General features: G+C 61.7%; 25 protein-coding genes, 1 tRNA gene and 1 pseudogene. 8 read left to right on the forward strand and 19 right to left on the reverse strand.

The window, feature by feature from the left end; genetic code table 11:
* Positions 1-9 precede the first annotated feature (9 nt).
* The 7 genes from ACSQ3G_RS11725 to ACSQ3G_RS11755 all read right to left on the reverse strand — a co-directional run bounded on the left by ACSQ3G_RS11725 (position 10) and on the right by ACSQ3G_RS11755 (position 6,039).
* A complete protein-coding gene (locus ACSQ3G_RS11725) occupies positions 10-1,524 on the reverse strand; it encodes a class I adenylate-forming enzyme family protein (protein WP_436110160.1) in 1,515 nt (504 codons plus the stop codon).
* A 142-nt stretch (positions 1,525-1,666) separates the two neighbouring features.
* Positions 1,667-2,650 carry a LysR family transcriptional regulator gene (locus ACSQ3G_RS11730; protein ID WP_436110161.1) on the reverse strand — a complete coding sequence of 328 codons (984 nt, stop codon included), beginning with the start codon at positions 2,648-2,650 and terminating at the stop codon, positions 1,667-1,669.
* 134 nt (positions 2,651-2,784) lie between these two features.
* The gene (gene minE / locus ACSQ3G_RS11735; RefSeq protein ID WP_436110162.1) at positions 2,785-3,045 is read right to left on the reverse strand and encodes a cell division topological specificity factor MinE; all 261 of its coding nucleotides are present in this window, start codon (positions 3,043-3,045) and stop codon (positions 2,785-2,787) included.
* Positions 3,042-3,857, reverse strand: coding sequence for a septum site-determining protein MinD (gene minD / locus ACSQ3G_RS11740; RefSeq protein WP_046603948.1), 816 nt, complete (start codon positions 3,855-3,857; stop codon positions 3,042-3,044). The genes minE and minD overlap by 4 nt, the downstream gene beginning before the upstream one ends.
* Before the next feature lie 31 nt (positions 3,858-3,888).
* Complete coding sequence (gene minC, locus ACSQ3G_RS11745) at positions 3,889-4,617, reverse strand: septum site-determining protein MinC (protein ID WP_105424135.1); 729 nt, start codon at positions 4,615-4,617, stop codon at positions 3,889-3,891.
* A gap of 740 nt (positions 4,618-5,357) precedes the next feature.
* The gene (locus tag ACSQ3G_RS11750; RefSeq protein WP_080951260.1) at positions 5,358-5,504 is read right to left on the reverse strand and encodes a DUF1127 domain-containing protein; all 147 of its coding nucleotides are present in this window, start codon (positions 5,502-5,504) and stop codon (positions 5,358-5,360) included.
* 148 nt (positions 5,505-5,652) lie between these two features.
* Complete coding sequence (locus ACSQ3G_RS11755; protein WP_105438464.1) at positions 5,653-6,039, reverse strand: RidA family protein; 387 nt, start codon at positions 6,037-6,039, stop codon at positions 5,653-5,655.
* A 281-nt stretch (positions 6,040-6,320) separates the two neighbouring features.
* Here ACSQ3G_RS11755 and ACSQ3G_RS11760 point away from each other — a divergent pair, with 281 nt between their 5' ends.
* Complete coding sequence (locus ACSQ3G_RS11760) at positions 6,321-6,557, forward strand: BrnA antitoxin family protein (protein ID WP_436110163.1); 237 nt, start codon at positions 6,321-6,323, stop codon at positions 6,555-6,557.
* 87 nt (positions 6,558-6,644) lie between these two features.
* Positions 6,645-7,730: an ornithine cyclodeaminase gene (gene ocd, locus ACSQ3G_RS11765; RefSeq protein ID WP_436110164.1), complete on the forward strand. Its 1,086-nt coding sequence runs from the start codon at positions 6,645-6,647 to the stop codon at positions 7,728-7,730.
* 49 nt (positions 7,731-7,779) lie between these two features.
* On the opposite strand, the gene ACSQ3G_RS11770 is transcribed toward ocd, so the two are convergent.
* Positions 7,780-8,034, reverse strand: a complete 255-nt coding sequence (locus tag ACSQ3G_RS11770) for a DUF982 domain-containing protein (RefSeq protein WP_052753938.1) — start codon at positions 8,032-8,034, stop codon at positions 7,780-7,782.
* Positions 8,035-8,229: 195 nt separating this feature from the next.
* On the opposite strand from ACSQ3G_RS11770, the gene ACSQ3G_RS11775 reads away from it, so the two are divergent.
* The 6 genes from ACSQ3G_RS11775 (at position 8,230) to rfbA (ending at position 14,649) form a co-directional block, all read left to right on the forward strand.
* Positions 8,230-10,521, forward strand: a complete 2,292-nt coding sequence (locus ACSQ3G_RS11775) for a PBP1A family penicillin-binding protein (protein WP_436110165.1) — start codon at positions 8,230-8,232, stop codon at positions 10,519-10,521.
* Between the two features lie 168 nt (positions 10,522-10,689).
* Positions 10,690-10,763, forward strand: a tRNA-Gln gene (locus ACSQ3G_RS11780).
* Positions 10,764-11,130: 367 nt separating this feature from the next.
* Positions 11,131-11,727: a dTDP-4-dehydrorhamnose 3,5-epimerase gene (gene rfbC / locus ACSQ3G_RS11785; RefSeq protein ID WP_436111708.1), complete on the forward strand. Its 597-nt coding sequence runs from the start codon at positions 11,131-11,133 to the stop codon at positions 11,725-11,727.
* A 27-nt stretch (positions 11,728-11,754) separates the two neighbouring features.
* Positions 11,755-12,813, forward strand: coding sequence for a dTDP-glucose 4,6-dehydratase (rfbB, locus tag ACSQ3G_RS11790; protein ID WP_436110166.1), 1,059 nt, complete (start codon positions 11,755-11,757; stop codon positions 12,811-12,813).
* A complete protein-coding gene (gene rfbD / locus ACSQ3G_RS11795) occupies positions 12,810-13,739 on the forward strand; it encodes a dTDP-4-dehydrorhamnose reductase (RefSeq protein WP_436110167.1) in 930 nt (309 codons plus the stop codon). Before rfbB ends, rfbD begins: the two co-directional genes overlap by 4 nt.
* Before the next feature lie 4 nt (positions 13,740-13,743).
* A complete protein-coding gene (gene rfbA / locus ACSQ3G_RS11800; RefSeq protein WP_436110168.1) occupies positions 13,744-14,649 on the forward strand; it encodes a glucose-1-phosphate thymidylyltransferase RfbA in 906 nt (301 codons plus the stop codon).
* Between the two features lie 22 nt (positions 14,650-14,671).
* Here rfbA and ACSQ3G_RS11805 read toward each other — a convergent pair whose 3' ends face one another.
* The 11 genes and pseudogenes from ACSQ3G_RS11805 to ACSQ3G_RS11855 form a co-directional block, all read right to left on the reverse strand.
* Positions 14,672-16,726 (reverse strand): response regulator, encoded by a 2,055-nt coding sequence (locus tag ACSQ3G_RS11805; RefSeq protein WP_436110169.1) that lies wholly within the window; start codon positions 16,724-16,726, stop codon positions 14,672-14,674.
* A gap of 225 nt (positions 16,727-16,951) precedes the next feature.
* Positions 16,952-17,575: a cytochrome c oxidase assembly protein gene (locus ACSQ3G_RS11810; protein WP_436110170.1), complete on the reverse strand. Its 624-nt coding sequence runs from the start codon at positions 17,573-17,575 to the stop codon at positions 16,952-16,954.
* Positions 17,572-17,955 carry a hypothetical protein gene (locus ACSQ3G_RS11815; RefSeq protein ID WP_105400575.1) on the reverse strand — a complete coding sequence of 128 codons (384 nt, stop codon included), beginning with the start codon at positions 17,953-17,955 and terminating at the stop codon, positions 17,572-17,574. Before ACSQ3G_RS11815 ends, ACSQ3G_RS11810 begins: the two co-directional genes overlap by 4 nt.
* Entirely contained in the window at positions 17,952-20,468 is a 2,517-nt protein-coding gene (ctaD, locus tag ACSQ3G_RS11820; RefSeq protein ID WP_436110171.1) for a cytochrome c oxidase subunit I, read from the reverse strand. Before ctaD ends, ACSQ3G_RS11815 begins: the two co-directional genes overlap by 4 nt.
* A complete protein-coding gene (coxB, locus tag ACSQ3G_RS11825) occupies positions 20,465-21,532 on the reverse strand; it encodes a cytochrome c oxidase subunit II (RefSeq protein WP_436110172.1) in 1,068 nt (355 codons plus the stop codon). Before coxB ends, ctaD begins: the two co-directional genes overlap by 4 nt.
* Before the next feature lie 132 nt (positions 21,533-21,664).
* Positions 21,665-22,891, reverse strand: a complete 1,227-nt coding sequence (gene arsK / locus ACSQ3G_RS11830; protein ID WP_436110173.1) for an arsenite efflux MFS transporter ArsK — start codon at positions 22,889-22,891, stop codon at positions 21,665-21,667.
* Positions 22,888-24,282: an NAD(P)-binding domain-containing protein gene (locus tag ACSQ3G_RS11835; protein ID WP_436110174.1), complete on the reverse strand. Its 1,395-nt coding sequence runs from the start codon at positions 24,280-24,282 to the stop codon at positions 22,888-22,890. The genes arsK and ACSQ3G_RS11835 overlap by 4 nt, the downstream gene beginning before the upstream one ends.
* A gap of 56 nt (positions 24,283-24,338) precedes the next feature.
* A complete protein-coding gene (locus tag ACSQ3G_RS11840; RefSeq protein WP_105434943.1) occupies positions 24,339-24,659 on the reverse strand; it encodes an ArsR/SmtB family transcription factor in 321 nt (106 codons plus the stop codon).
* 98 nt (positions 24,660-24,757) lie between these two features.
* A complete protein-coding gene (arsC, locus tag ACSQ3G_RS11845; RefSeq protein ID WP_205837175.1) occupies positions 24,758-25,183 on the reverse strand; it encodes an arsenate reductase (glutaredoxin) in 426 nt (141 codons plus the stop codon).
* 2 nt (positions 25,184-25,185) lie between these two features.
* Positions 25,186-25,890, reverse strand: a pseudogene (locus tag ACSQ3G_RS11850) (aquaporin).
* Complete coding sequence (locus ACSQ3G_RS11855; RefSeq protein ID WP_105400569.1) at positions 25,887-26,396, reverse strand: arsenate reductase ArsC; 510 nt, start codon at positions 26,394-26,396, stop codon at positions 25,887-25,889. Before ACSQ3G_RS11855 ends, ACSQ3G_RS11850 begins: the two are co-directional and overlap by 4 nt.
* Positions 26,397-26,453 lie beyond the last annotated feature (57 nt).

Raw genomic sequence — 26,453 nt, forward strand, 5'->3', positions numbered from 1 at the left:
GTTTCAGTGTCAGGCAGCGGCGGCGCGTGCCGCCAGCTCCGCCTTGGCGATCTTGCCGGTGGGGGTCATGGGCAGCTCTGCGAGCGAGATCACCGTCATGACGGAGAGGTCGTAGGGAAGCGTCGCTGCGATCTGCGCCTTGGCGGCCTCGCCGTCGACCGGTGCGGCGGCCTGCACGAAGGCGACCGGCCGCGTCTTCATGGTCGGATCCGGGACGCCCACCACTGCCGCCTGCTCGATGCCGGCGACCGTCGATAGCGCCTCTTCCACATCGCGCGGATACCAGGTCTTGCCGCCGACCTCGAGAAGCTCGGAGCGACGTCCCATCATGGTGACAAAGCCGTGCCGGTCGACCGTGCCGATATCCCCGGTCCACAGCCAGCCGTCACGCAACGTCTCGGCGGTCTTTTCGGGCTTGCCCCAGTAACCCCACATGAAACCGCCGCGAAGCGCGATCTCGCCGACCGAACCACAGGGAAGTTCGGAACCGTCGGAATTGAGGATGCGGACTTCCTTGTCCGGCAGCGGCATGCCTGCACGACGGGTCTCGATGTCGGCGCTATCGAGCTTCGGGAAACCGAGCGCCACGAAACCGCCCAGCTCCGACTGACCATAGCTTTCGACCAGCGGCAGCTTCAGCTTTTCCAGCCAGCCGACCTTGAGGACCGGTGGAACCGGCCCGCCGCCCGACATGCTCATCCGCAGCTTCACCGGCGCATGGCCGCGGATGGCGGCCTCGTTGAGGAGATCGGTCAATATCGGAGGGTTGGCGATCAGCATGGTCGCGCCGCGAGTTTCCAGCGCATCGAACCCGGCCTCCTGCGTCCAACGGCCCATCACGTTGATCGCCGCGCCGCGCGACAGCTGCGGCAGAAGATTTCCGACCAGTTGATAAGAGCTCGACAAGGCGCTTGGGCCGAACGAAACGTCGTCCGCCGTGATCTGCAGCCGTTCGGCGATGCAGCGGGTCGCCCTCACCGTCGGCTCATGCTTGAGGCAGGCGCCCTTCGGTTTGCCGGTGGTCCCGGACGTATAGGAAAGATGGGCAATCGCATCTTCGTTGCCCGGATCGGCAGGCACCGGCAGGGCAGCTGCCATCAACTCCGGCAGAGAGTGAGCGCCCGGTTGCGGCCCATCCATGCAGATCAATGCCCGGATCGTCGGCACGCCAGCGGTTGCGGCGCTCACCTGTTCATGCTTGTCATGGGTATAAACGACCGCAGTCGGCTGGTGATCGCCGAAATAATAGGCAAGTTCGTCGGCGAATTTGACGTTTACGAGAGCTGAAATCGCCCCGAGCCGCCAGCAGCCCAGCATCGTCGTCAGATAGTCCATGCCATTGTGGGCAAAGATCGTCACCCGGTCGCCGGGCCTGACCCCGAGACTATGCAACGCGCCCGCAGCGCGCTCCATCGCTTTGACAGCCCCGGCATAGGTCAGGCTCCTGTCGCGATCGACCCAGTGGAAACAGGCATGGTCGGGATCGCGATTGGCGCCATCCACGAGAAGGGTGTGCATCAGCATTCGAAATTCCCCGGCGCTAAATCTGCCTGCTCATTTCTTTGGCAGATGTAAATCCTGCCTGCAGCATGGGCAAATTTTGTCCGCGGGTGAATGCCACGACCGTCGATAGCGGGTATATCCGTTTGCTTATAGTCGATCGGTCTTAGGACACCGCCCGCAGCGGCATTTCGGACGGAACAGGATGAAGCGTCTGGTCGAAGCGCCGCGCGACGGTGCGGATGACATTGCGCAGCCACCGGTTGGCGCCGCTGTTATGGGCCCGTTCGTGCCATAGAAGGTAGAGGTTCATCTGGTCGAATTCCCGCGGTGCCTCGACGAGCTGCAGATGGTTGGCCGGAGCATTCGCGACGATATATTCGGCATAGGGTCGCGCCGTCGTGAAGATCAGGTCGGTTTCGGCAAGAATTGCCGGGATCAGCGCGTATTCGGGAACAGACATGGCGATGCGCCGCCGCATCCCGAGCTGCGCCAGCCGGCCGTCGATCGGGCTGTAGACCGCATTCGAACCCGGCGTTGGCGAGACGTGGTCAGCATCGAGATAGTCGTCGAGAAGAAGGCGACCGCGCTTCGCCATGGGGCTCGACTTCTGCACCACGCAAGCAATTTCGCAATGCAGGAGTGTGCTCGACTTCAGGCTCTGCTGCGGCGCCGGCCAGTTGCCGATCACCATGTCCACCCGGCCGGACCCCAGATCCTCGATGAGATCGCTCTGCTCGGAGGGCGCAAAAAAATCGACCGATATGCCGGGCGCTTCACGCCGGATGCTGGTGGCGATCGGCGGGATGAGGAAGGCGCCGAAACAATTGACCGCGGCGATCCGCATCCGGCTGTGGACCATGCCAGGATCGAACTGGCTGCTGCGGTTCAGCGTGTCCAGCAGGCCTTCGAGCATTGCCGCGATCGAGGTCATCACCTCTTCACCGCGCTCGGTGAGCACCAGTTTCTGGCCGCTGCGCACCAGAAGCGGATCGGAGAAGATTTCCCGCGCCTTCTTGAGGCAGGCGCTGACCGCCGGCTGGCTGTGTCCGAGCAGCACCGCGACTTTGGAGACATTGCGCTCCCTGAGCAGCAGATAGGTGGTGCGCAGCAACCTGACGTCGATGGAGGGATTTATGTTCGCGTACACGGCCGTTTCCTTTTGCAGGGGCAACCGTTTTACGAAGCAAGCGACGTGCCAGGCACGCTGCCTTCGTCAGGCAAGAGAAACGCGGACAACTGGGTTATCCGCGTTTCGAACCGAGCTTGTGACAGCCTATCGCCTCAAGCGGCCTGGCTGACGGCATTCAAAGGGATCTCGACGTCGATCTCGAGGATCGTGACGTTCTCGTCACGATCCATCTTGACCTGCACCTTGTCGCTATCGACCTGCACATGCTTGGCGATCACCGCAAGAATCTCCTCGCGAAGCAAGGATACGAGGTCTGAGCCGGTCGACGAGCGTTCGTGGGCGAGAAGCACCTGCAGGCGTTCGCGGGCCGTGGGTGCGGAGCGCTGTTTGCGGAAAAGGTTGAATATAGTCATGCGGCCCTCCGTGCGAAGATCTTGCCGAATATCCCCCGCTTTTCCCCGGGGATCGTGATCGGCAGAACTTCTCCTGCAAGCCGGCGTGCGGCATCGAAATAGGCCATGGCCGGTGCGCTGCGTGCGTCCGCCAGGGTGACCGGCGCGCCGATGTTCGATGCGCGCAGGACATCCATGCTTTCCGGGATGATGCCGATGAGCGGGATGGAGAGGATCTCCAGCACGTCCTCGACCTTCAGCATGTCGCCCCGTTCCGCACGGTTGGCGTCGTAGCGCGTCAGAAGCAGGTGCTTTTCCATGCGCTCGCCGCGCTCGGCCTTCATCGTCTTCGAGTCGAGGAGGCCGATGATGCGGTCCGAGTCGCGAACCGACGAGACTTCCGGGTTGGTGACCACCACCGCCATGTCGGCGTGGCGCATGGCGAGCGTGGCGCCGCTTTCGATCCCGGCCGGACTGTCGCAGATGACCCAGTCGAAGACCCGCTTCAGCTCGGTAATGACCCGCTCCACGCCCTCGGGTGTCAGATTGTCCTTGTCGCGCGTCTGCGATGCCGGCAGCAGGTACAGCGTCTCCAGCCGCTTGTCGCGGATCAGCGCCTGCGTGAGCTTGGCTTCGCCCTGAATGACGTTGATCAGGTCGTAAACGACCCGGCGCTCGGCGCCCATCACCAGGTCGAGGTTGCGCAACCCGACGTCAAAATCGACGACGACAACCCGTTCGTTTCGCTGCGCCAGAGCCGCTCCCAATGCGGCAGTCGAGGTCGTCTTGCCAACCCCGCCCTTGCCTGAAGTGACTACGATGACTTTCCCCATCTTGCTCTCCTGTTTGCTGGCCGGCTTCGGCTCAAATAAGTTTCTCTGCAATGATCGAATCCCCTTCGAGCCAAAGCTGGACTGACTGTCCGCGAAGGCCCGGGGCCATGTCTTCCGCCATCTTGTAGATGCCGTCGATTGCCACCAGCTCGGCTTCGAGCTTGCGGCAGAAGATGCGCGCCGAGGCGTTTCCAAGCGATCCTGCCATGGCCCGGCCACGCAGGGTCCCGTAGATATGCACCGATCCGCCGGCGATGATTTCTGCCCCCGAAGCGACCGAGCCGATGATCGTCACGTCGCCTTCCGGAAAGATGACAGACTGGCCGGAACGGACCGGCTCACGGATGACGATCGACTGCAACGCGGACCGAACCTCCGGCGTGACCGGCTTCGGCTCGCCGTTGCGCAGTTCGATGATCGGCTCCTTGGCGACGGCCTCGTCGGAGACCGGCCGGCCACCTTTAAGTGCCGGAGGCATGCCGGGACCGAGGATCGAGGGGCGACCGCCCTCGATGCCCATTATATTGACGTTGCGTCCGGCCAGTTCGGTGATGAGATCCTTCAGCTGGGCGCGGTCGATGGGCAGATCGGTCACGTCGAGCACGACAGGCCGGCCCAGAAAGAAACCCGCGGAACGTGCCGCAAGGTCATCCAGCCGGATGAGCCAGTCGTCGAAGGGAAGATCAGGGGCAAGAACAACCGCCAGAAAAGAGCGGCCCTTGATGCGGATAGAGCGAGCGTCTGTTAGCATTTTGGTCATCTGCGTAAAGAAATCGTTGACTGATTTCTAGCGCTGACATGGTTAACAAATAGTAAACGGAGACCTCGCAAAGAGCCTGGTTTTAACCGATCGTTACGATCTTCCTCTCCATCGAGCTCGCCCGCCGGACATTGGCTTCGCGATGAAGAAAATACCGAGCGCGAGGAGAAAAAAGGGCACACTGAAACGACCGCGCCAGCACACGAGCCATCTCTTCTGGCGGTTCGGTGACGGCTATGATTCTGGCCGCCAAAGGGGATTCGGTCTCGCCATGAGGGTCCGCACGCGGCTTCCTCCCACTCGAAGGCGCCGCTAGGCGCGAATCGAGATCGCCGGATACCGCATCGGGCGGACACGACCGAAGGCGCGCAACTTGAATTTCGGAAAACCCTCAGCCCCAAAACGAAAAAGCCTGCCGCGGGAGGAGGTGCGGCAGGCTTTCCGAAAAGAACCGAACAGCGGCTGGGAGGAGGAGTGCCGCCGTTCCTACAGACGTCCCTGGGAGGAGGAGTGGGCCGTCTGATAACACGAAGCTCTGCGGGAGGAGGTGCATTGCTTCGATAAGTATGACTATACACCCGTCCGGCTCGATTGATACCCATTATGTTGCAGTGCAGCTATACGAAAAACGCATACCGGAACACGGAGCTCGAAGGAGGTCCGGACCAGAGCAGGTGCTCGACGCAAAAACGCCCGCGGCAATGGCGGGCGTCATGCAAATTCCGGCAGAGATATTGAGGTCAGCGAGCGCTGGCTGCGCGGGCGACGTTACGGATGTCGGCGCGGTCGATGCCGAGGTCCTGCAGTTCGCGGCTGGTCATGCGGCCGAGTTCGGAGACGGTCTGGCGATACTTGCGCCAGTTGTTGAAAGAGCGTGCTACGTTCATGATCGGGTCCCTTTCCTGAGACTGTCTGACGTCAGCATCCGTTCTTGGCTCCGGCGTCGTTCGATGACGATGATATAGGCGCCCGAAACTGCCTGGAAAAGCAACAATACCTCAGGTCACCCATGCATAATGTGCATCGATCCTGAGACTAAGCCTCGGCCGATGCCGCAGCGCACACCATGATCATCTCGACCTTGAGGGCGGGATTGGCAAGCCGCGCCTCGAAACAGGCCCGGGCGGGCGGGGCCATGCCCGAAACCCAGGCGTCCCAGACCTCGTTCATTTCGGCATAACCGTCCATGTCGGCAAGCATGATGGCACAGAAGATCAGGCCCTGCTTGGCGCTGCCGATTTCGGCAAGCCGCGCCTCGGCCTTGGCCAACAACTGCCGGGTCTGCTCCGCAACACTCAGATCCCCGTCATAGGGTGACTGGGGCGTCACCGCGAAATAGCCGGTGCCTTGGTGCACGACAGCCGAACTTCCACGGCTGCCGACACCGAAACGCTGGATGATGGAAGAGAAGTCCTGGATCATGACAAGCCTGTACTGGTTTTGAACGATGATAGAAGAGGATCAGGATATGAAGCGTGTCCTCCCCCGATGTCTTCGGATGACGGGAATGAGCTTTCGGAGCGAGATAGACGCCACCCGGTTCGATCGTCAAGGTCTCGGCCGGCCTCGGGATCGAGCACTGGTGGGGTCGCCCCTGCCCGGCGATTGCTATTTCGCCATGCTTGCTGATAGTTCGAGGCGGGAGCCGCGTCTGCAGGCAGAAACAACTGCGACGGACCCCTTCCCTTTCTACGGAGATGATCATGACACGTCCCCCGCGCCGGCCCGTCAACCCGCTCGAGGCCGCAGAGGCTCTGTTTGCGCCGGCCAAGAAGGCCACCCCCGCTCCCGCGGTCGAGCGGCGCGCGCCGCCGAGGGTCAAGGAACTTGTGTCCCTGAAGCTCGACAGCGACGTGCTCGCCTATTTTCAGGAGGATGGCCCCGGCTGGCCGGATCGCATCAACGATGCGCTCCGTGAAGCGATGAACGACAAGGGGTGAACGACAGGGGGTGAGCGACGGGAGCTGCTTTGGCGTGCATGGCGTGCGTTGCCTGAAAAGGATATGATCCCTTCTAAGGAGCCGACCATGCCAGCTTTGCCCAACCTGAACATCGTGCCGTTCATCAGCGTCGAGAACATGATGGATCTCGTCCTGAACGTCGGCGTGGAAAATTTCCTCACGGAGCTTTCGGCCTATATCGAGGCGGATTTCCGCCGTTGGGAGGCGTTCGACAAGGTGCCGCGTATCGCCTCCCACTCGCAGGAAGGCGTGATCGAACTGATGCCGACCAGCGACGGCACGCTCTATGGCTTCAAATACGTCAACGGTCACCCCAAGAACACCCGCACCGGCCGCCAGACCGTGACGGCCTTCGGGGTGCTCTCCGATGTCGACAGTGGCTACCCGCTCCTCATTTCCGAAATGACCATCCTGACGGCACTGCGTACCGCGGCGACCTCGGCCGTGGCGGCCAAATATCTGGTGCCGGAAGGCGCCGATTGCATGGCGATCATCGGCAATGGCGCGCAGAGCGAGTTCCAGGCGATCGCCTTCAAGGCACTGGTCGGCATCAAGAAACTGCGGCTCTACGATATCGACCCACATGCCACCGAACGATGCGCCAAGAATCTTTCCGGGATGGGCTTCGAGATCATCCGATGCCAGTCCTCCCAGGAGGCCGTCGAGGGCGCCCATGTGATCACCACCGCGACGGCAGACAAGCAGAACGCCACCATCCTCACCGACAACATGGTCGGGCCGGGTGTCCACATCAATGCCGTCGGAGGCGATTGCCCCGGCAAGACCGAGCTTCACAAGGACATCCTGCTGCGCTCGGACATCTTCGTCGAATATCCGCCACAGACCCGTGTCGAAGGCGAAATCCAGCAAATGCCGGCGGATTATCCTGTCACCGAACTCTGGCAGGTGATTTCCGGTCTAACGACAGGCAGGACGAGCAGCGCGCAGGTGACGTTGTTCGACAGTGTCGGTTTTGCGACCGAGGATTTTTCGGCGCTTCGTTATATCCGCGACAAACTCGCCGGCACCGGGCTTTACGAAAATCTCGACCTCCTTGCAGACCCCGACGAGCCGCGCGACCTCTTCGGCATGCTGCTCCGGCGCGAAGTCTCGCGGAAAGCCACGATGCGCAACTCGATCCCGAACGGGTAACCCTGCGACGTGGGCGCACCGGATTTCATGCCGTTCACGCCCAGCCGGCTTATTGGAGCATTCCCGCCTCGAGTGCGGCAGATAGAAACGTCTCACGTGCAGCCGCCGCGTCTATCTGCCTGCGCAGCGCCGCGGAACAGACCTCGGTCGCCGCTCTGTAGCGCTCGTTGCGCGCCGCCGGCCATTTGTTGGTGAGATAGATCAAGGCCTCTGCGGGCGTTCGAATAATCTCCGGAGACCGCCGCCCGACCGCTACGACCACCGGCTCCGGCCAGTTCGGATCGCTTTTCACCCGTTTTTTCATGCGTTTCCTCCGCCTGCAGGCCAAACCTTGCAGATCGGAGTGTGGCACGGCTTCCGCCGCCTATCTATTTGACCTGACTTACCTCATTGGAAGTAGAGCGTCGCTGCTTGTGATCACCGACAGGCGCCACAGCATCTTCCTTTTGCGCTAAGATGCACTAGTTCCCTTATTCAAAATCCAACCGCCACGCAGTGAATGACCAGCCCTGAGGACAGCTCCAAGAACCCGGATGAACATGCCCCCAGCGAGCCTGCGCGCGTGACTGACAGAGAGGCCGTACCGGAAGGTGCGCCGGAAAAGAAGGACAACTCCGCTCCGGCTTTCGGGCAAAGCGGACGGGCCATCCGTGAATTGCTGGCCGCGCTCCGCCATGATCTCGGAACGTCGTGGCAATCGGGCTCCCTCTGGATAAGCAACGCCGCTGCCGCTCTTCGGGAGAAATACGCGGGGCCGAAAGAGCAAGAACCAAATCCGACATCCGGAACGGCGGAGCGCTTTTCAGCCTTCCGCAGCAAAGCCCTTTTCCAAATAAAAGCCTGGTGGCATCGGCGGCGCTCTTCACCGCAGGACCGGCCCTCCAGGCGGTGGTCGTGGATAACGGTTGCGGCACTCGCATCATTCGCCTGCGTCCTTGTCCTGGCGGGCGTCCTGACATGGGCATTGAAGGACGTGCCATGGCGGGAGATTGCCGCCGGCACGCTGAAGCCGGTCATCGTTTTGGAAACGGCGGATGGTGCGCCGCTTGTCCGGCAGGGTCCCTATCAGGGGCCGTATGCCGCTTACGACCAGTTTTCGCCGTCCCTCATCGAGGCTGTCCTGTCGATCGAGGACAGGCGGTTCATGAGCCACTACGGTATCGATCCGAAGGGTATCGGCCGTGCGCTGGTCCGGAATTTCCAGGCGGGCTCGGTCGCCCAGGGCGGAAGCACGATCACCCAGCAACTGATCAAGGTGCAGTATCTGGAAAGCGACCGAACGCTGAAGCGGAAGATCCAGGAGGTGGTCATTGCGTTCTGGCTCGAATGGAAGCTCGGCAAGCGGGAAATCCTGACCCGGTATCTGAACGCAGCTTACCTCGGCTCCGGTGCTACCGGAATGCCGGCCGCCGCGCGGATCTACTTCAACAAGGACATCGGAGACCTCGACGTCTCCGAATCTGCCATGCTCGCCGGCCTCCTGAAGGCGCCGAGCCAGCTGAACCCCATCGCCAATTTCGAAGGCGCCCGTCAGCGAACCGCGACGGTGCTCACCGCAATGGTCGCCAATGGCAAGCTGACGCCCGACGAAGCCGCGGCCGCCAAGGCGAAGTTCGGCAAACTTCGGCCGACAACACCGACACCCCGCTCGGGAAGCTGGTTTGCCGATTGGATATCGCCGCAGGCAAGCGAGATCGCCGGCACCTCGCCGGGATCGACGACAGTCCGCACGACGCTCGTGCCCCGCCTGCAGCGCATTGCCGAAAGGGTTGTTGCACAGGCTCTGGACGAGGACGGAAAGACGCTCGGCGCAAGTCAGGCGGCGCTGGTGGCGATGACACCCGAAGGCGCGGTCGTCGCCATGGTCGGCGGGCACGACTACAAGACGAGCCAGTTCAACCGCGCCGTTACGGCGATGCGGCAACCGGGCTCCACCTTCAAGCTGTTCGTCTATTACGCGGCCTTGAAAAAGGGACTGACCCTTTCCGACCGCGTCCTCGACGCCCCGATCGAGATCGACGGCTGGTCGCCTGAAAATTCCGGCGGCGGCTACCGCGGCTGGGTGACATTGGCGGAATCTTTCGCCCGGTCGTTGAATGCCGCAACCGTCGCCCTGGCGCAGGAAGTCGGGCTCGACAACGTCATCGCGGCCGCCAAGGAACTCGGCATCGATACGCCGCTCGCGCCGACGCCATCCCTCGCGCTCGGCACTTCGGAGACCAATCTGCTCGATCTCACCAGCGCTTATGCGTCGGTTCGTCTCGGGAAAGCACCGGTCGAACCTTGGGGGATTGTCGATTTCCAGGCGGCGGGCCAATCGCAGGCCTTCAGGGTGGGCAAAAAGACAGCGCCTTCGATCGATCTGTCGCCCTACCAGTCCGACCTCCTTGGCCTGCTGCAGCTCGTCGTCGAACGCGGCACGGGCCGCGACGCGGATCCCGGCACGTTCGCCGCCGGCAAGACAGGCACCAGCCAGAACAATCGCGATGCCTGGTTTGTCGGTTTCACCGAGCCGCTGGTTGTCGGCGTCTGGGTCGGGAATGACGACGACATGCCGATGAAAGGCGTGACCGGCGGCTCGCTTCCGGCTCGGATCTGGCGGGACTTCATCCGCGCGGCGATGGCCGAGCCCGCTCCTGATTTCGATCTGGACAAGGGGCTGGCGACAGGCGAGCCGGGGACCGCGCCCTCCTGCAACATCACCGCCTGCTCCCGCAGCTACCGATCTTTCCGGGCCTCCGACTGCACCTATCAACCTTTTCGCGGTGAGCGCCGGCTTTGCGAAAGGTGAACCGGCGCTCGGAGGCGCGGAGCGGCGGCGCACGCCCCGGAGTAAATTTCCAGAGCCGAATGAAAGTATGAGATTTAACAAAAAACGACCGCTCTGTGATTGCTCGGCGAATGAAGCTTTGCTAGAGCAACTCGCATTCCCTGAGCGGCACCATCGCCGCCATCATGGTGGGGCGTCGCCAAGCGGTAAGGCAACGGTTTTTGGTACCGTCATCCCTGGTTCGAATCCAGGCGCCCCAGCCACAGTTAATTGTTGGTTCTATCGTTCACTAGTGCCGGAACCGGCAGATCGTAACTCCGCGAGCCGCGCGTTTACCGCAGCCAGATAACACGTCTCCGATCTCGTTCGAGCGCCGCGCGATGATTTGCGGCTGTATCCATTTCCCCGCACCGTTCCGTTACACCCGGCCAAGTCAGAACTGGCTGCGAGCCTCGTTGTTCTGATGAGAACAGCAATCCTCTGGGTAGCTAGGAGAACGGGGCGTGGCCCTCAGCCTACCGCTAATTGACTACCCCATCGCCCATCTGATGAGCCGCATCCGAATTGCGCTCAGAATATCAGTATGGCTTTATAACCAAACAGCCGGAATTTCAGGATCGTGAGGGATTTGTGCGCTTCGAGAGTACGATCATTGAAGATGTACTTCTTTTAGCGTCGAATAAAATCGGCGATCCTCGAGGCTATTTCATGGAAACATTTCGGAAGAGCCTCTTTGAATCAGAAGTCGGTTCTTTCACGTTTGTTCAGGATAACCGGTCTTACTCGTCAGAGACGGGAACTGTTCGTGGTCTGCACTTTCAGATCCATCCTCATGCACAAGGTAAACTCGTGTCGTGTTCAAGCGGCGCTCTCCTGGATGTGGCGGTTGATATCCGGATCGGGTCGCCGACCTATGGGAAGTTCGTGGCGGTGGAACTGTCGGCGGAAAATGCCCTCCAGCTTTGGCTGCCGCCGGGTTTCGCCCATGGGTTTTGCACGCTGACGGCGGATACGGTCATTACCTACAAGGTGACCGACTATTACAGCGCCGAACACGAACGCGGCCTGCTTTGGAACGATCCGGAGCTTGGGATCGAATGGCCAGTCGCCGCAGACAAGGCAATCCTGTCGGAGAAAGATCGCGGGCAGCCTAAGCTCTCGGAGCTTCAATCCAACTTTATTTATGCCGTCAACGACGAGTTCGGCAGACGCAGTCGGAGCCTGTGACGAGAATTTTTGGGGGTAGTCGAAAGCATGCGCGTGCTTGTAACGGGTGGGGCAGGTTTCATCGGATCGGCGGTCATCCGCCACCTCGTGCTCGAAAAGGGATACGAGGTCCTCAACATCGACAAATTGACCTATGCCGGTACGTTGAGCTCGCTGACGTCGGTTGAGGGCAAGCCGTCCTACCGGTTTCTCAAGATCGACATATGCGATGCCGCCGCGATTGCTTCCGCGATGTCGACGTTCAGACCGGACCGGGTGATGCATCTGGCAGCCGAAAGCCATGTCGACCGCTCCATCCTCGGCGCACGGCAATTCGTTGAAACCAACATACTCGGCTCTTTCACCATGCTCGAATGCGCACGAGCATATTGGCAGGCACTCCTTCCCCTGGACCGGAGCCGCTTCCGCTTCCTGCATGTCTCGACCGACGAGGTCTACGGCTCCCTCGGAGCGGAGGGGGCGTTCTCGGAAACCACGCCCTACGATCCGAGCTCGCCCTATTCGGCATCGAAGGCAGCATCGGACCATCTCGCCAAGGCATGGGCCCGAACCTACGGCATGCCGGTCATCGTCTCCAACTGCTCGAACAACTATGGGCCGTACCATTTCCCCGAAAAACTCATTCCGCTGATTATCCTGAACGCGCTAGAGGGCAAGCCCCTGCCGGTTTATGGAAACGGGACCAATATCCGCGACTGGCTTTATGTCGAAGATCACGCTCGGGCCCTGGATCTCATCGCCGAGCGAGGCAGGGTTGGAGAAACCTACAATGTCGGAGGCCGGAACGAGCGCAGCAACATCGATGTCGTGAGGCGGATCTGCGCGATCCTCGATGACCTGCAGGCAATCGGACGTCCCCACGAAAACCTGATCCAGTACGTGGCCGACCGGCCCGGGCATGATGTGCGTTATGCGATCGACGCGACCAAGCTGGAAACGGAACTCGGCTGGAGGGCAAAGGAAAGCTTCGAGACCGGCATCGAAAAGACGGTGTGCTGGTATCTCGACAGCGAATGGTGGTGGGCGCCGCTTCGAAAAGGGTACGACGGCAGGCGCCTCGGGCTCCTCAAGGCCGGTGCCGGATGATGCGTGAACCCAGGCGATACGTGGTAACCGGGCTCAAGGGACAGGTCGTCCAATCCCTCATCGAAAACGCGATCGGGCAAAGCGATGTCGAGATCATTCCGCTCGGCCGCCCGGAACTCGATCTGGCCAGCCCGGAGACCATCGCGGCGACGGTCGAGGCCGCCCGTCCCGACCTGATCGTCTCCGCGGCTGCATTCACGGGTGTCGATCAGGCCGAAATCGACAGGGCAACGGCTTTTGCCGTCAACGCTGCAGGCCCGGCGGAACTGGCGCGGGTCGCGAAAACGCTGCAGGTCCCGATCGTTCATCTGTCCACAGACTATGTCTTCGACGGCAGCAAGCCCTCCCCTTATGTCGAATCCGATCCGGTCGCACCGCTTGGCGTCTATGGCCGCGACAAATTGGTGGGCGAGCGGAACGTCGCCGCAGCAACCGAAAATCATGCCATCCTTCGCACCGCCTGGATCTACAGCCCGTTCAGCCGAAACTTCCTGCGCACGATGCTGAAGGCCGCTGAGACAAGGGAAGAGGTGCAAGTCGTTGACGATCAGATCGGCAATCCGACTTCGGCAACCGATATCGCGCAAGCCATCATGGTGGTCGGGCAGAACCTGCTGGCTTCGAACAACCCCGCCTTGCGCGGCGTCTTTCATATGGCGGGAACGGGCGCGGCGACATGGGCGGACTTCGCGGACGAGATCTTCAGAATTTCGGGGGCGAATGGCGGGCCTTCGGCAAGGGTCGTCCGCATCCCCACCAGCGCCCATCCGACGCCGGCGCGGCGACCGGCCAATTCACAACTGGACTGCTCGAAATTGTACAGGCGCCACGGCATCGTCATGCCCGATTGGCGGGGCTCAGTGGCAAACGTCGTCAGGCGCGTTCTGCAGCCGGTTGACCTTGAAAACAGAGAATACGGGAGGTGAATGGATGAAGGGGATTATTCTCGCCGGCGGCAGCGGCACGCGACTGCACCCGATGACGCAGGTGCTGTCGAAACAGCTCATGCCGATCTATGACAAGCCGATGATCTATTATCCGCTGTCGACGCTGATGCTTGCGGGGATCCGCGACATCCTGATCATATCGACACCAAAGGACATGCCGAATTTCCAGCAGCTGCTGGGCGACGGTTCCAAATGGGGCCTCTCGCTATCCTATGCGGAACAGCCCTCGCCTGACGGTCTGGCGCAGGCCTATATTATTGGGGCCGATTTCATCGGCTCCCAATCATCCTGTCTGGTCCTCGGCGACAACATCTTCTTCGGCCATGGCATCACCGACCTCTTCAAAAGCGCCATGGCCCGCGAAAGCGGCGCCACGGTCTTTGCCTACCACGTCAACGACCCGCAGCGTTACGGCGTGGTCGAGTTCGACAGCCAAATGAAGGCAGCTTCGATCGAAGAGAAACCGGAACACCCCCGCTCCAGCTGGGCCGTCACCGGCCTCTATTTCTATGACAAGGACGTCATCGATATTGCTGCCAACCTGAGGCCGTCTGCCAGAGGTGAATTGGAGATCACCGACGTCAACCGGGCTTATCTCGATCGCGGAATGCTCCATGTCGAGATGATGGGACGTGGTTATGCCTGGCTCGACACCGGCACGCCCGACAGCCTCCTTGAAGCATCCGAATTCGTATCGACGCTTGAACGCCGACAAGGCGTCAAGATTTCCTGCCCGGAGGAGATCGCCTATCGCCAGAACTTTATCGACGCCGACCAACTCGAATGCCTCGCAAGGCAATATGGGAAGAGCGCTTATGGGCGATATCTAACCGGCCTTCTGGATCCCATTCCGTCGCAGGTCCATAAGCCGCTCAGCTTGGTCGGATAGACTGAAGCGTCGTCGACGCCCGTCAGTTTTTCGCCGGGATCTCCAGGCGCACGACGTTTGTCGACTGCTCCGTCGATGTTTTCGCCGCCTCCAGCGAAGCGGCCAGGTCTTCGATCTTGAACGGTTTTGCCACAACCGGACAGCCGACCTCCGTGCCGGCCTCCAGCTTGTCGCTGTAGCCGGTCATCAGAACAACCGGCAGGCGCGAGTTCTTCCGGCGTATCTCCTCGGCAAGCTCGATGCCGGACATGCCCGGCATCATGATGTCGCTGATCACCGCCTCGACTTCGGGGTGACGCTCCAAAACTTCAATTGCCTCGATGCCGCTGGTCGCCACGAAGATCGTCGAAACGAGCCCTTCCAGGGCCAGGCGCACCGATTCCAGAGACGATGGGGTATCGTCCACGATCAAAAGCCTGGCCGGAAGATTTACCGCCGGCTTTGCGGGCTCGCGCGTGACGCGCTGTTCGTCTGAGCGGGGAAGAAACAGCGTGAAGGCGCTGCCATGGCCGGCCACGCTCGCGACCTTCACGGCACCGCCGCTGCCCTTGGCGAAACTGTGGACCTGGGTTAGCCCGAGGCCCGGGCCGCCATTCTTCTTCGTGGAGAAAAACGGCTCGAACACTCGCCCCAGATGCTCGGATGCGACACCTGTTCCGGTGTCTGCGATGGTCAAGGCAACGAACTGTCCTTGAAGCGTCGGATCTTCCGCAGCGCCATCGAGCACATTTCTTGCCGAAATCGTCACTTGACCGCCGCTGCCCATTGCTTCGCGCGCATTGGTAAGAAAATTGATCAGCGCGTTTTCCAGCCCCGCGGGATCGACGTGAACGGGCCAGATGTCGCCTGGAACATTGATGGCCATGACGATCGTGTCATCGATGGCCTGTCGCAGCAGCGGTCTCAATTCGGCAAGTTTTATGTCCAGCTCGACATGTCCGGCGCCTTGATTGGAGCGCCTCGAGAACGACAGCAGTCGTTGCGTGATCGCCTTTCCCCTCGTTACTCCCTCGCTCATGTGCGAAAGGAGCTGGGTCACCCGCTGCTCGTCGTTCCGCCTCCTCTTGATGCCCTCGACACCCGATTGAAACACCATGAGGAGGTTGTTGAAATCATGCGCTGCCTGGCCCGTCAGCTTTCCAAGCGCATCCATGCGCTGCCAATTGGCCATGCTTTCGCGTTCCCGGTTCCTTGCGCGAATTTCCCGGTGGAAGAGAAATGCAGCCGAACCCGAGAGCAGCAGCGTGAAACAGCTGGCTGCCGCGAGCAGTAACGTCGCCTTGCGTGCCAGCCTATCGTATTCCGCAACCGGCAGGCCCACCCTCACCCGCCACGGGGTTTCCCCAAGCGCAACTTGGGCAACCCGCACCTCCAGCCCATTCTTGAGCGTCGCCAGGCCGAAGTCCGTTCCGGAAAAGCTTGCGAACTCGCTTGCCGCATTGCCGGCAAGCGCAGGAGCGCCGGTCGAAGCGACAAGGCGATCCTGACCGTCGACGATCCAGGCCGCCCAGCTTTCCGGGAGCCCATTGGCGTAGAGGAGGTTTGTCACGATCGTCGGGCGGATGACGACCGACAGAATGGCTCGCAGCTTGTCATTCCTCTCGATCGGAACTCTCACGGCGAAGGCCGCCTGCCCGCGAGGCCCGATTGAAACATTGCCGATCACGGCGGCGCCCGTGCGAACCAGGGTCCGGTGGCTCTCCACGTCCACGACCTGTCTCTCAGCCGAACCGTCGAGCGGCGGTGAGGACAGTACGACCTCACCTTTCTCGTCCGATATCCGTATCTGCTCCCATTCAGGCACCCTTTCGCGCAGGCGCCGTGCGGTCTCGGCGAAGGCGGCGCGCGGAATCGGCGGATCGAGCCGGGGCGAATCCGCAACGACGGACAGAAGTTGGATCTGGCTTTTAAGCTCCCGCTGAAGCGTCGCGGCCATGATGGTCGCTTTGCTGCGAATGTCGGCGTCGAGCGCGTCCTGCTGCTCCTGAATGAAGAACCTGCCCATCACGGCGGCGAGAATGATGAGCGGGATCAGCGACGCAGTGACGAGAAGGAGCACTGGCCGGGTTTGATTCAACTGACACTCCGATATCTGTTGTTCACGTTCCATCAAATAGGCCGGAGCCTGAAACTTGCAACGCCAACTTCGGCCGGAGGGCCAGGGTCGCGCCAAATAGCTGGGGAGATCGCACCGATCAGCGTCATTCCCATGGCGATGTCAACCGCCGGCTGTCCTCTCCCCCTCAACGCACGACGACGGCGGCTCGACAGAGCGGGAGGACGTCATCTCTAACGCCCCGACTCACCGATCCGGCAGCGGCGCGTTCAGCGTGCGGGCCAACAGCGCCACGCCACCGGCCAAATAGACTGCGGCGCCCACCAAAAGCATGACAACGCCGCCGGCCTGCTGGTCCACCGCGGCGGACAAGGTCACGCCGAGGCAACTCACTTCGCCATCGCCGTAAAGCGAACGCGGCGAAAGCGCCAACAGCGCGCCCAGCAGCGTCATGTGCATGGAGGTAAAGAGCAGACCGAATGTGCCGGTCAGCCGCCGCTCCTCCCGGCCCGTCGCGGCTCCGCCGAGACAGGAGAGCCAGAGAGCGAGACCTGCGCCGAGAAAGATGAGCTGCTCCAGCACCGCAATGAGAGACCAGGTTTCGGACAGAGCCCGGAGGACGGGAATATGCCAGATCCACACTGCGAATAATTCGATCAACGAAGCGGTGAGCGGCGTAAGCCAGGGCAGGTTGGACAAAAAGTCGAAGCGCGTTCCGGAAAGGCCGATCGCAATCAACGGCGCGGCACCCGCCACGACGCCCATATGGGCGATCATGTGCACCGTGAAGGACGCCCGGTCGGCAAGCGGGAGGACGGTCCACAGGACGAACAGCAGACCAAGGCCGGTGATCAGCGCCGTCCTCCTCATGGCTGGCATCCCGCGATGAAAATCATCGGAATGGCCATATAGAGGACGGCGGCAAAGCTGAGGCCTGACAGCAGCAGCGTCGCAAATCCCTGGAACAAGGTCCGGGCGTTGCGGGTAGCCTCGTCGTGCGGCGGATCGTCCGAGCCGAAACCCCATTGCCGCCAGGCAAGCCAAGCCGACAGCACGATCATCGCCAGCGCCAGCGCCGTCACCACGCCGAGCCCGATCCGCACCGTATCGAACGATATCTCGGAGGCGAGGCCCTTGGCGCAGAAGACCGCCACCGTCGCGTAACAGACAAGGAAATGCAGCGCCCAGACGGTCGGGGCGGTGAACAGGGTCCAGAGGGTCTCAACCTCGCGCGGAATGAAGCTCTTCATGTGTTCACCAAAGGAAACAGGCCGAGGACCGCGAAGGTGACGACGGCGGTAAAGGCCATGAAGTGCCAGTAGAGCGCGACGTTGCGGATATCCTGATCGTATTCCGCGGTCATCCGGCCGGCGATGCTGCGCGCGAGACAATATCCCTGCATGATCGCACCGACTATGCCATGCGTCACTGTCCAGATTGCGACGATCCAGACGATGGCCGGATAGACATGCGAGGTCGGGTCCATGCCGTGCAGATAGGGACCGGCAAGGCCCGCAAGCGAGGCCGCGATCGAAACGGCGAAGGCGGCGCTGAGCGCCAGCAGCGCACCCGATGGGCCCTTCTCGTTGAGTTCGCGCGCCAGCAGCGTCAGCACCCAGGCGATGACGTAGAGCACCAGCGCCGCCATCGGCCAGAGGACGCCGGGTCCATTGGCGATCGTGGTGAAGTCGTCATGGATGGTCCAGTAGAAGAAATAGCCGAAGATCAGGCTCGCGAACGCCGTGCCGTCGCCGACCATGGTGATGAACATCGCCCACCAGCCGACCGAAGCCGGGCCGGAGACATAGATCGGCAGCTTCTCGCCCAACCCGACATCGATCTCCGGTGCCTCCGGGATCGGCGCTGTTCCGTTCCAGAGCCAGTGGATGACGGCTATGAAGGTGATGATCGCGAAGACGATCGTGGTGATCCACAATTTGAAGGTCAGCGCGATGAACACGCCGCCGAGCGCGATCGCCGCGATGATCGTCACGTAGGAAACGCCGCCGACCCGCAGGCATTGGATCGGCTTCGCGTCCAGAACGGAGGTCACCAGCGTCTCGCGCTTGCCGGATTTGGCATCCGGCAGATAGAAGCGCCCGGCCTCGATATCCGCTTGCAGATTCGGCTGGTCCCAGAGCGGATAGCGGCTGGTGATGATCGGTACCGAGCGCATGCCCCAGGTTTCCGCCGGATCGTTGGTCCATTCGAGCGTCCCGGAATTCCAGGGGTTAAGATCGCGCCCTTCCGGTTGCTGTTTCGGGCGAAAGATGTCGATGACGAAGGTCGCGACACCGGCGGCGAAGACGAAGGCACCGATGGTCGAGATGAAGTTGAACCAGTCCCAGCCGATATCTTCCGGATAGGTGAAGACCCGTCGCGGCATTCCGCGCAGGCCGGAGAAGTGCATGGGGAAGAAGGCGGTGTTGAAACCGGCAAACATCAGCCAGAAAGCGGTCCTGCCCCAGGCGTCGCTGAGTTTCTTGCCCGTCACGAACGGAAAGTAGTAATAGATGCCGGCGACGACCGGAAACAGCATGCCGCCGATCAGCACGTAGTGCAGGTGCGCGACGACGAAATAGGTATCATGCGCCTGCCAGTCGAACGGTACCAGCGCCACCATGACGCCCGTCAGCCCGCCGATCACGAAGATGATCAGCCCGCCTGCCCCGAACAACATCGGTACCGAAAAGATCACCCGGCCGGCGAGCATGGTGGCGATGAACACGAAGATCTGCACCCCGGTCGGGATAGCCACCGCCTCCGACGCCGCCGAAAAGAAGGCGAGCGAGATCTGCGGCAGGCCGGTCGCGAACATGTGGTGCACCCAGAGCCCGAAGCTCAGGAACCCCGTGCCGACGGCGGCCAGCACGATCCAGGAATAACCGACGATCGGCCGCTGCGAAAAGGTCGGCACGATCATCGCCATCAGCGCGATCGCGGGCAGGAAGATGATGTAGACTTCCGGGTGGCCGAAGATCCAGAACAGGTGCTGCCAAAGCAGCGGATCGCCGCCTCGCCTCGCGTCGAAGAACGGCCAGTCGAACATCCGCTCCATCTCGAACAGGATGTCGCCGGCAATCAGCGGCGGAAAGGCGAACAGGATCATGCCCGCGACGATCAGCAGGTACCAGGCGAACATCGGCATCAGGTTGACGCGCATGCCGGGCGCCCGGCACTTCATGATGCCCACGATGATCTCGACTGCGGCGGCGATCGAGGCCACCTCGATGAAGGACAGGCCGAGCAGCCAGATATCCGCGCCGATGCCGGCATATTCGTCGTCGGTCGCAAGCGGCGGATACATGAACCAGCCGGCGTTCGGCGCGGCGTTGAAGAAGATCGACCCGCAGACGAAGACCCCGCCGATCAGAAAGCTCCAGAAGCCGAAGGCGGACAGCCGCGGGAAAGGCAGCTCCCGGGCGCCCAGCATCGACGGCAGCAGGAAGATCGCAACGGCTTCGAAGATCGGCACCGCGAACAGGAACATCATCACCGTTCCATGCAGCGTGAAGGCCTGGTTGAAGAGTTCGGCGGAGATGAAGTCGTTCTGCGGCACCGCCAGTTGCAGGCGCATCAAGAGCCCGAGCAGGCCGGCGAACAGCATGAAGGCAAAGGCGGTGACGCCATACCACAGCCCGATCTCACTGTTGTTGACGGACGTCCAGTAGCGGATCCCTTTCGGCGTCTCCCATACCTTGCGGAGCCGTTCCTCCTGCGCCGCCCGCTCTTCCGGCGAAAAATTGCCGAGCTCCTTGGTCATCTGAGCCCTTTCAGGTAGGCAGCTATCCGGTCGATCTCCGCCTCCTCCAGCATGGAGAAGTGCGGCATGCGCGCCTCCGGCTTGACCTTGCCGGGATCGCGTATGAAGCGGGCGACGTGCTCCTGCCCATTGGAAAGCGTCCCCGCCCCCACGGAACTGCGCTCGCCGAAAGCGGTCAGATCGGGACCGATCGTCCCCCTCGCCTCCGTGCCGGAAATGGCATGGCAGGCGGCACAGCCGTGGCTAAGGAAGAGCGCCGACCCCTCCTTATCCTGTCCGCCGGACGCTTTGCGACGCGCAGCCATCCAGGCCTCGTACGCCTCCGGTTCCATCGCATGGACGGTGAAAGCCATCAGCGCGTGGCTGGCACCGCAGAACTCGGCGCAGACGCCCCGATAGGTACCGGGCTTTTCCGCCTGCAGCGTCAGGCGGTTTTCACGACCGGGTATCATGTCCATCTTGCCGCCGAGCACGGGTATCCAGAAGGAATGGATGACATCGGGCGAATTCAGCAAAAAGACGACGCGCTTTCCGATCGGTACCCGCACCTCATTGGCCGTTTCGAAGGCGACCGCGCCGCCCCCGTCGAGATAGCGCACCCGCCACCAGAACTGCTCGCCTGTCACCTCGATACGGCCTGTGCCCACATCCTCACCGAACCAGGGCCGGATGTTGGGCATCAGCCAGACGGCATAGGAAAGCAGGGCTGCGAGGGTTACCGTCGGGAAAACGGCCCCACCCCAGAGGATGATCTGCCCCGCCCCCTTTTCCGAATAAGGTCTACGTTTGCGCGCCGCATGGAACAGCAGGCCGACGACACCCGCCCAGATGACCACGCCGCCGATCAGCATGACGAAAAACAGGTTGGCGACATCGCCCGCCTCGCGGCCAGCCGGATCGAGCACCGACTGGACGCCGGAACACGACGCCAGGAGCGGAAAGAGAAGAGGAATGAAGGTGATTGCCGGGACTGCCGGCCGATAACTGCCCGAAATGCCGTCCCGGCCGATGTCTCGTCCTGATCGGATTGGCCGGCCAGCGCCGGTCAAGCGGTCATCATCCATTCGGCAAGCACCCATCGAGCCATCGGCCGTCAGCCAGACATTGGGCCGGAACGCACGACCCAAGGCTTTGTTCCAATCAAAGAACGGGACGGGTCTAACCGAAATTCCCGGCCCTTAGCGCAGGGCCAGGAATCATCGACCGGAGGCCTCCGGGATGGACGCCCGTGAACCCAGCTGGATTGTCATGACAATTCCAAGAAACGCTAAGGTCGCAATCGTCCCGATCGCCACCGTCCACCAGATCGATGGCACGACACCTATGCCCGCCAGCAAGATCGACATTGCGAGCGGAGCGACGGCGGACATCATCTGCTTGGCCGACGTCACCCAGCCCATGCGGCTGCCGTAGCCGGCCTTGCCGAACAATTCCAGCGGCAGGGTACCACTCACGATACTTGTCAATCCGGAACCAAGTCCGAAGCAGACGGCGAACAGGATGGCACCGGGGACGGATGGCGTCGTCAACATGAGTATCGCCAGACCGGACGGGATCAGCGCCGTGGCGATCACCGCCAGCCATCTTTGCGGCAATTCGCGACCGAAGACCAGGTTGATCAGGCGGCTGGCCACCTGCGAAGGACCAAACAGAGAGGCGACGACAAGGCCCGCGGCTCCCATACCGAGCGCCTGGGTCAGCGGGACCATGTGAACGAGGATGGCGGACAACGCATATCCTTCGATGGCGAAGCCAAACAACATCAGGAAGAACAGCAGGTTCCTGTTTGCGACTGCGCGGACCGACGCGGCCGTCGGAGGTGTCGCTTTGGACGCGGACACGGCACTGGTCGTCAGACGCGCCAGGGCGAGGTGGACGGGAAAGCAGACGGCCAGGTTCATGGCCGCGAAGACCATGTAGATTTCACGCCACGACAGGAAACCGTGCATCCAGGACGTCAGGGGCCAGAACATCGACGACGCGAACCCGGCCATCAGTGTCAGGTGAACGATCGAGGTCTGGGCTTTCTTTCCTCCCGCCTGCACGATGGCGGTGAACGCCGTCGCGTAGAGAACCGCAACGGAAACCACTTCTGTCAACGCCAGCGAAATGGCAAAGGTCAGCGGCCCCGACGACAGGGACATCATCACCAGGCAGGCGGCGGCCAGCAGCGATCCTGCGGCCATCAGGCGTCCCGCGCCAATCCGGTCGGCAAGGGTTCCCGAAAGCGGAGCGGCGAGGCTGCCGGCCAGCAGTGCGATCGAAAACGCTCCGAACACCCACTGTTCCGATCGCCCGACGTCACGGGCAATCTCCGGAACCAGAATACTGAAGGCATAATAAAGTGTGCCGTAGCCGATGTTCTGCGAGGCTCCGAGGCCAATCAGGGGCCAGAGCGGCAACTTCTGTTCGTTGGGCATCATGCGTGCTCGGTCTCGACCTTTGTCTCGCCGCAGCCGCAGCCAGTCCTGCCTTCGGATTTGGCTTCGGCGTCAGCGACACAACATGCATCTACCGTAGCAGGGGCCGAACCTCCGCAACATCCCGAAGACGTCGAAATCCGCGGAGTAGCGGCGCAGACGCCTGTTTCGGGAAGCACGAGTTCGACACGTCGCGCGGCGGCATGATCACCAGCGAGTTCCGCGACGACAGACCGCACCTGCTCGTAACCCGTCCTCATCAGGAAGGTCGGTGCCCGGCCGTAAGACTTCGATCCCACGATGTAGAAGTCCTTTTCCGGATGCGACAGTTCGTCGACCCCATGCGGGGGGACGGTGCCACAGGAATGAAGGTTCGGGTCGATAAGAGGAGCCAGTGCCGGCGGCGCCTCGACGGCCGGATCGACGCTCAGCCGCAGCTCACTCAGGAACGAGAAGTCCGGGCGGAACCCGGTAGCGACGACGACCTGATCCAATTCCAGTTCGATCGCCTCCCCATCGGCGGTCGCGGTCACGACGACCTTCTCATTTCTCCTGGTGATGCCGCTTGCCGAAAAGGACGTGAGCATCCTGAGCCTTCCCGCGTCCATGGCCTTCTTTGCCGCAAGACCGAGAGCGCCCCGCTCTGGCAGCTGGTCGTTCAAACCGCCGCCCAGCAGCTTGGCGACCCCATGATTACGAAGCGCCCAGTGGATTTCGGTCGACGGGTTGGCCTGCTGAAGCTCCAGCAGCGCAAGGGCGACATTGATCGCCGAATGGCCGCTTCCCACCACGAGCGTACGCTTGCCCACGAAGTGCGAGCGCCTGGCCTCGATAACATCCGGAATGCCGTAGGAGACCGGCCCACCTGCGCTCTCGCCAAAAACCGGAATGCCGTTTACGCCCATTGGGTTCGGTTGTGTCCATGTGCCGGAGGCATCGATCACTGCCCGCGCGACGACCTCGTGTTCCCCGTCATCGTCGCGGTATCGGATTGCGAACGGCGCGTCGGAGCGGCCCTCGGAAGAAACCTTGTCCAGCCCCCGGCGGGCGATGGCCGTGACGGTTGCGCCGAGCTTTATCGCCTGCTCGATGGCCGGAACGCGCGACAGAGGCAGCAGGTAGTCATCGACGATCTCGCGCCCGGTCGGCAGGTAGTCAGGCGAAGGAGCGGCCCAGCCGTTGCTCTCCAGTAGTCGCCGAGCGGCGTCATCGATATTGTACTTCCATGGCGAGAACACCCGGACGTGGCCCCACTCTAGAAGAGCGGTCCCAACCGAATCTCCCCTTTCGAAAATGACCGGCGTCATGCCAGCTTCAAGCAACCTTGCCGCCGCCGCCAGCCCGACCGGACCTGCACCGACAACCGCAACGGGAAACGCGTCGTTCGACTTCATTTTGATCTCCATCGGTATTTCTGGAAATTTCGAAATTTGTGTATAAAAAAATGCGGTCAGGCGACGACCCTGGTCCTTGGCCCGTCGCATCCCTGGTCAGCGCAGCACTCGTCGACGAGGTAGCCGATCAGCGCATTCATGTGGTTGTAGTTGGCGGTACAGATCAGCGTCGTCGCCTGGCGGTCCTGAACGACCAGCCCGGTATCGACCAGACGCTTCAGATGGTGGGAGAGGGTTGACCCCGGGATGTCGAGCTTCTCCTGAAGACGGCCGACCGGAAGACCTTCCTCGCCCGCGCGAACCAGGGCACGGTAAATCTGGAGGCGAGTGACGTTGCCAAGGGCTTCGAGCTGAGATGCGGCTTTTTCGATGTTCATGGAAATACGATAACGGCGAAAGCCGGAGTGGTCAAGGCTATTTCCACAATCATCGAAATATGTCAGATCGATTGCAGCTTGACCCTGCAGGAAAAGTTTCAGGCAATACGCTTTCCTTCGTCGTCGAGGACGCGTTCGCCGTCTTCCTTTGTGAACGGCCCCTTGAAAGCGTCCGCAGGCAGGACATCCAGGACCAGCTCCGACGGCCTCGACAGGCGCGTCCCCATCGGCGTGACGACGAACGGGCGATTGATCAGGATCGGGTCTTTCAGCATCGCGTCGAGAAGCTGGTCGTCGGTCAGCTCCGGATTGTCGAGGCCAAGTTCCATGTAGGGTGTACCCTTTTCCCGGATCGCCTGGCGGACGGTCAATCCGGCGTCAGCGATCATCCGGACGAGCTGCTCGCGGGTCGGCGGGTTTTTCAGATACTCGATTACCGTTGGCTCGATGCCAGCGTGCTGGATCAGCTCCAGAGTGTTTCGGGAGGTACCGCAGGCGGGGTTGTGATAGATGGTGACGTCCATGATCAGTCGGCTCCTTGAGCGATGATAGGGGGAACTTCGTTGCGGCGTTCGGCAAATAGCCATCCCGCAAGTGCGGCGGCGATGAGCGCTCCGAGGATCTGGGCAACGATGAAACCCGGCAGATCGGTGGGGCGAATGCCGGAGAAAGTATCGGTGATGCTCCGTGCAATGGCGACCGCCGGATTGGCGAAGGATGTGGATGCGGTGAACCAGTAGGCTGCCGTTATCTAGAGACCCACCAGCAGAGGGATCGCGTCGACCCTGAAGCGCAAGCCGCCGAGAATGGTAAGCAGCAAACCGAAAGTCGCAACCGCTTCCGCGATCCATTGAGCCGATCCCGTACGGATCGTTCCTGACATTTGGAGGAGCGAAAGGTCGAACATCGCATGAGCGACCAACGTTCCGGACACGCCGCCGGCTATCTGTGCCAGGATGTAAGGGGTGACCAAAGCGACCTTGAATTCCCGGCGCACGGCGAAAACCATTGTCACGACGGGATTGAAGTGTGCTCCCGAGATCGGACCGAGAATGGTGATCAGCACGAACAGGATTGCTCCGGTCGGTATCGTATTGCCCAGCAGGGACATGGCCGTATCGTCGGTGAGGCGATCCGCCATGATGCCCGAACCGACGACGGTTGCGACGAGGATTGCGGTGCCGAGGGCCTCCGCGACCAGACGGCGTCCAAGATCGACGGCCACGCTCATTCGGCCTTCTGGGAGCTGCGGCCGATCTCGTCCAGCCGTTTCTGGAGTGCCAGCTTGTCGAGGCTTGTCATCGGCAGACTGGTGAAGATGGAGAGACGATTGTTGAGCATCCGGTACGTGTCGTCGAAAGCGAAGTGCTTTTCGGCTTCGGTCCCCTCGGCGGCGGCGGGATCGGGAACGCCCCAATGGGCGGTCATCGGCTGTCCCGGCCAAACCGGGCACGCCTCGTTGGCGGCGTTGTCGCAGACGGTAAACACGAAGTCCATCTGCGGAGCGCCCGGAGCCGCGAACTCCTCCCAGTTCTTCGAGCGGGCGAAGCTGGTATCGTGGTTCAGGGTCTTCAGGAGCTGGAGCGTGTAAGGGTGGACCTCGCCTTTCGGCTGGGAGCCGGCCGAATAGGCCTTGAACCTGCCCTGGCCGACCCTGTTGAGGATGGCCTCCGCGATGATGGAGCGGGCGGAGTTCCCGGTGCAGAGGAAGAGGACGTTGTAGGTGCGATCAGACATGACGATTGTCCCTGGTGACGTTGTTCCGACTGGCTTGTTTCTGTTTTCCGCTTCAGA

It is taken from the genome of Neorhizobium tomejilense (assembly GCF_964254135.1).
Lineage (GTDB): Bacteria > Pseudomonadota > Alphaproteobacteria > Rhizobiales > Rhizobiaceae > Neorhizobium > Neorhizobium tomejilense.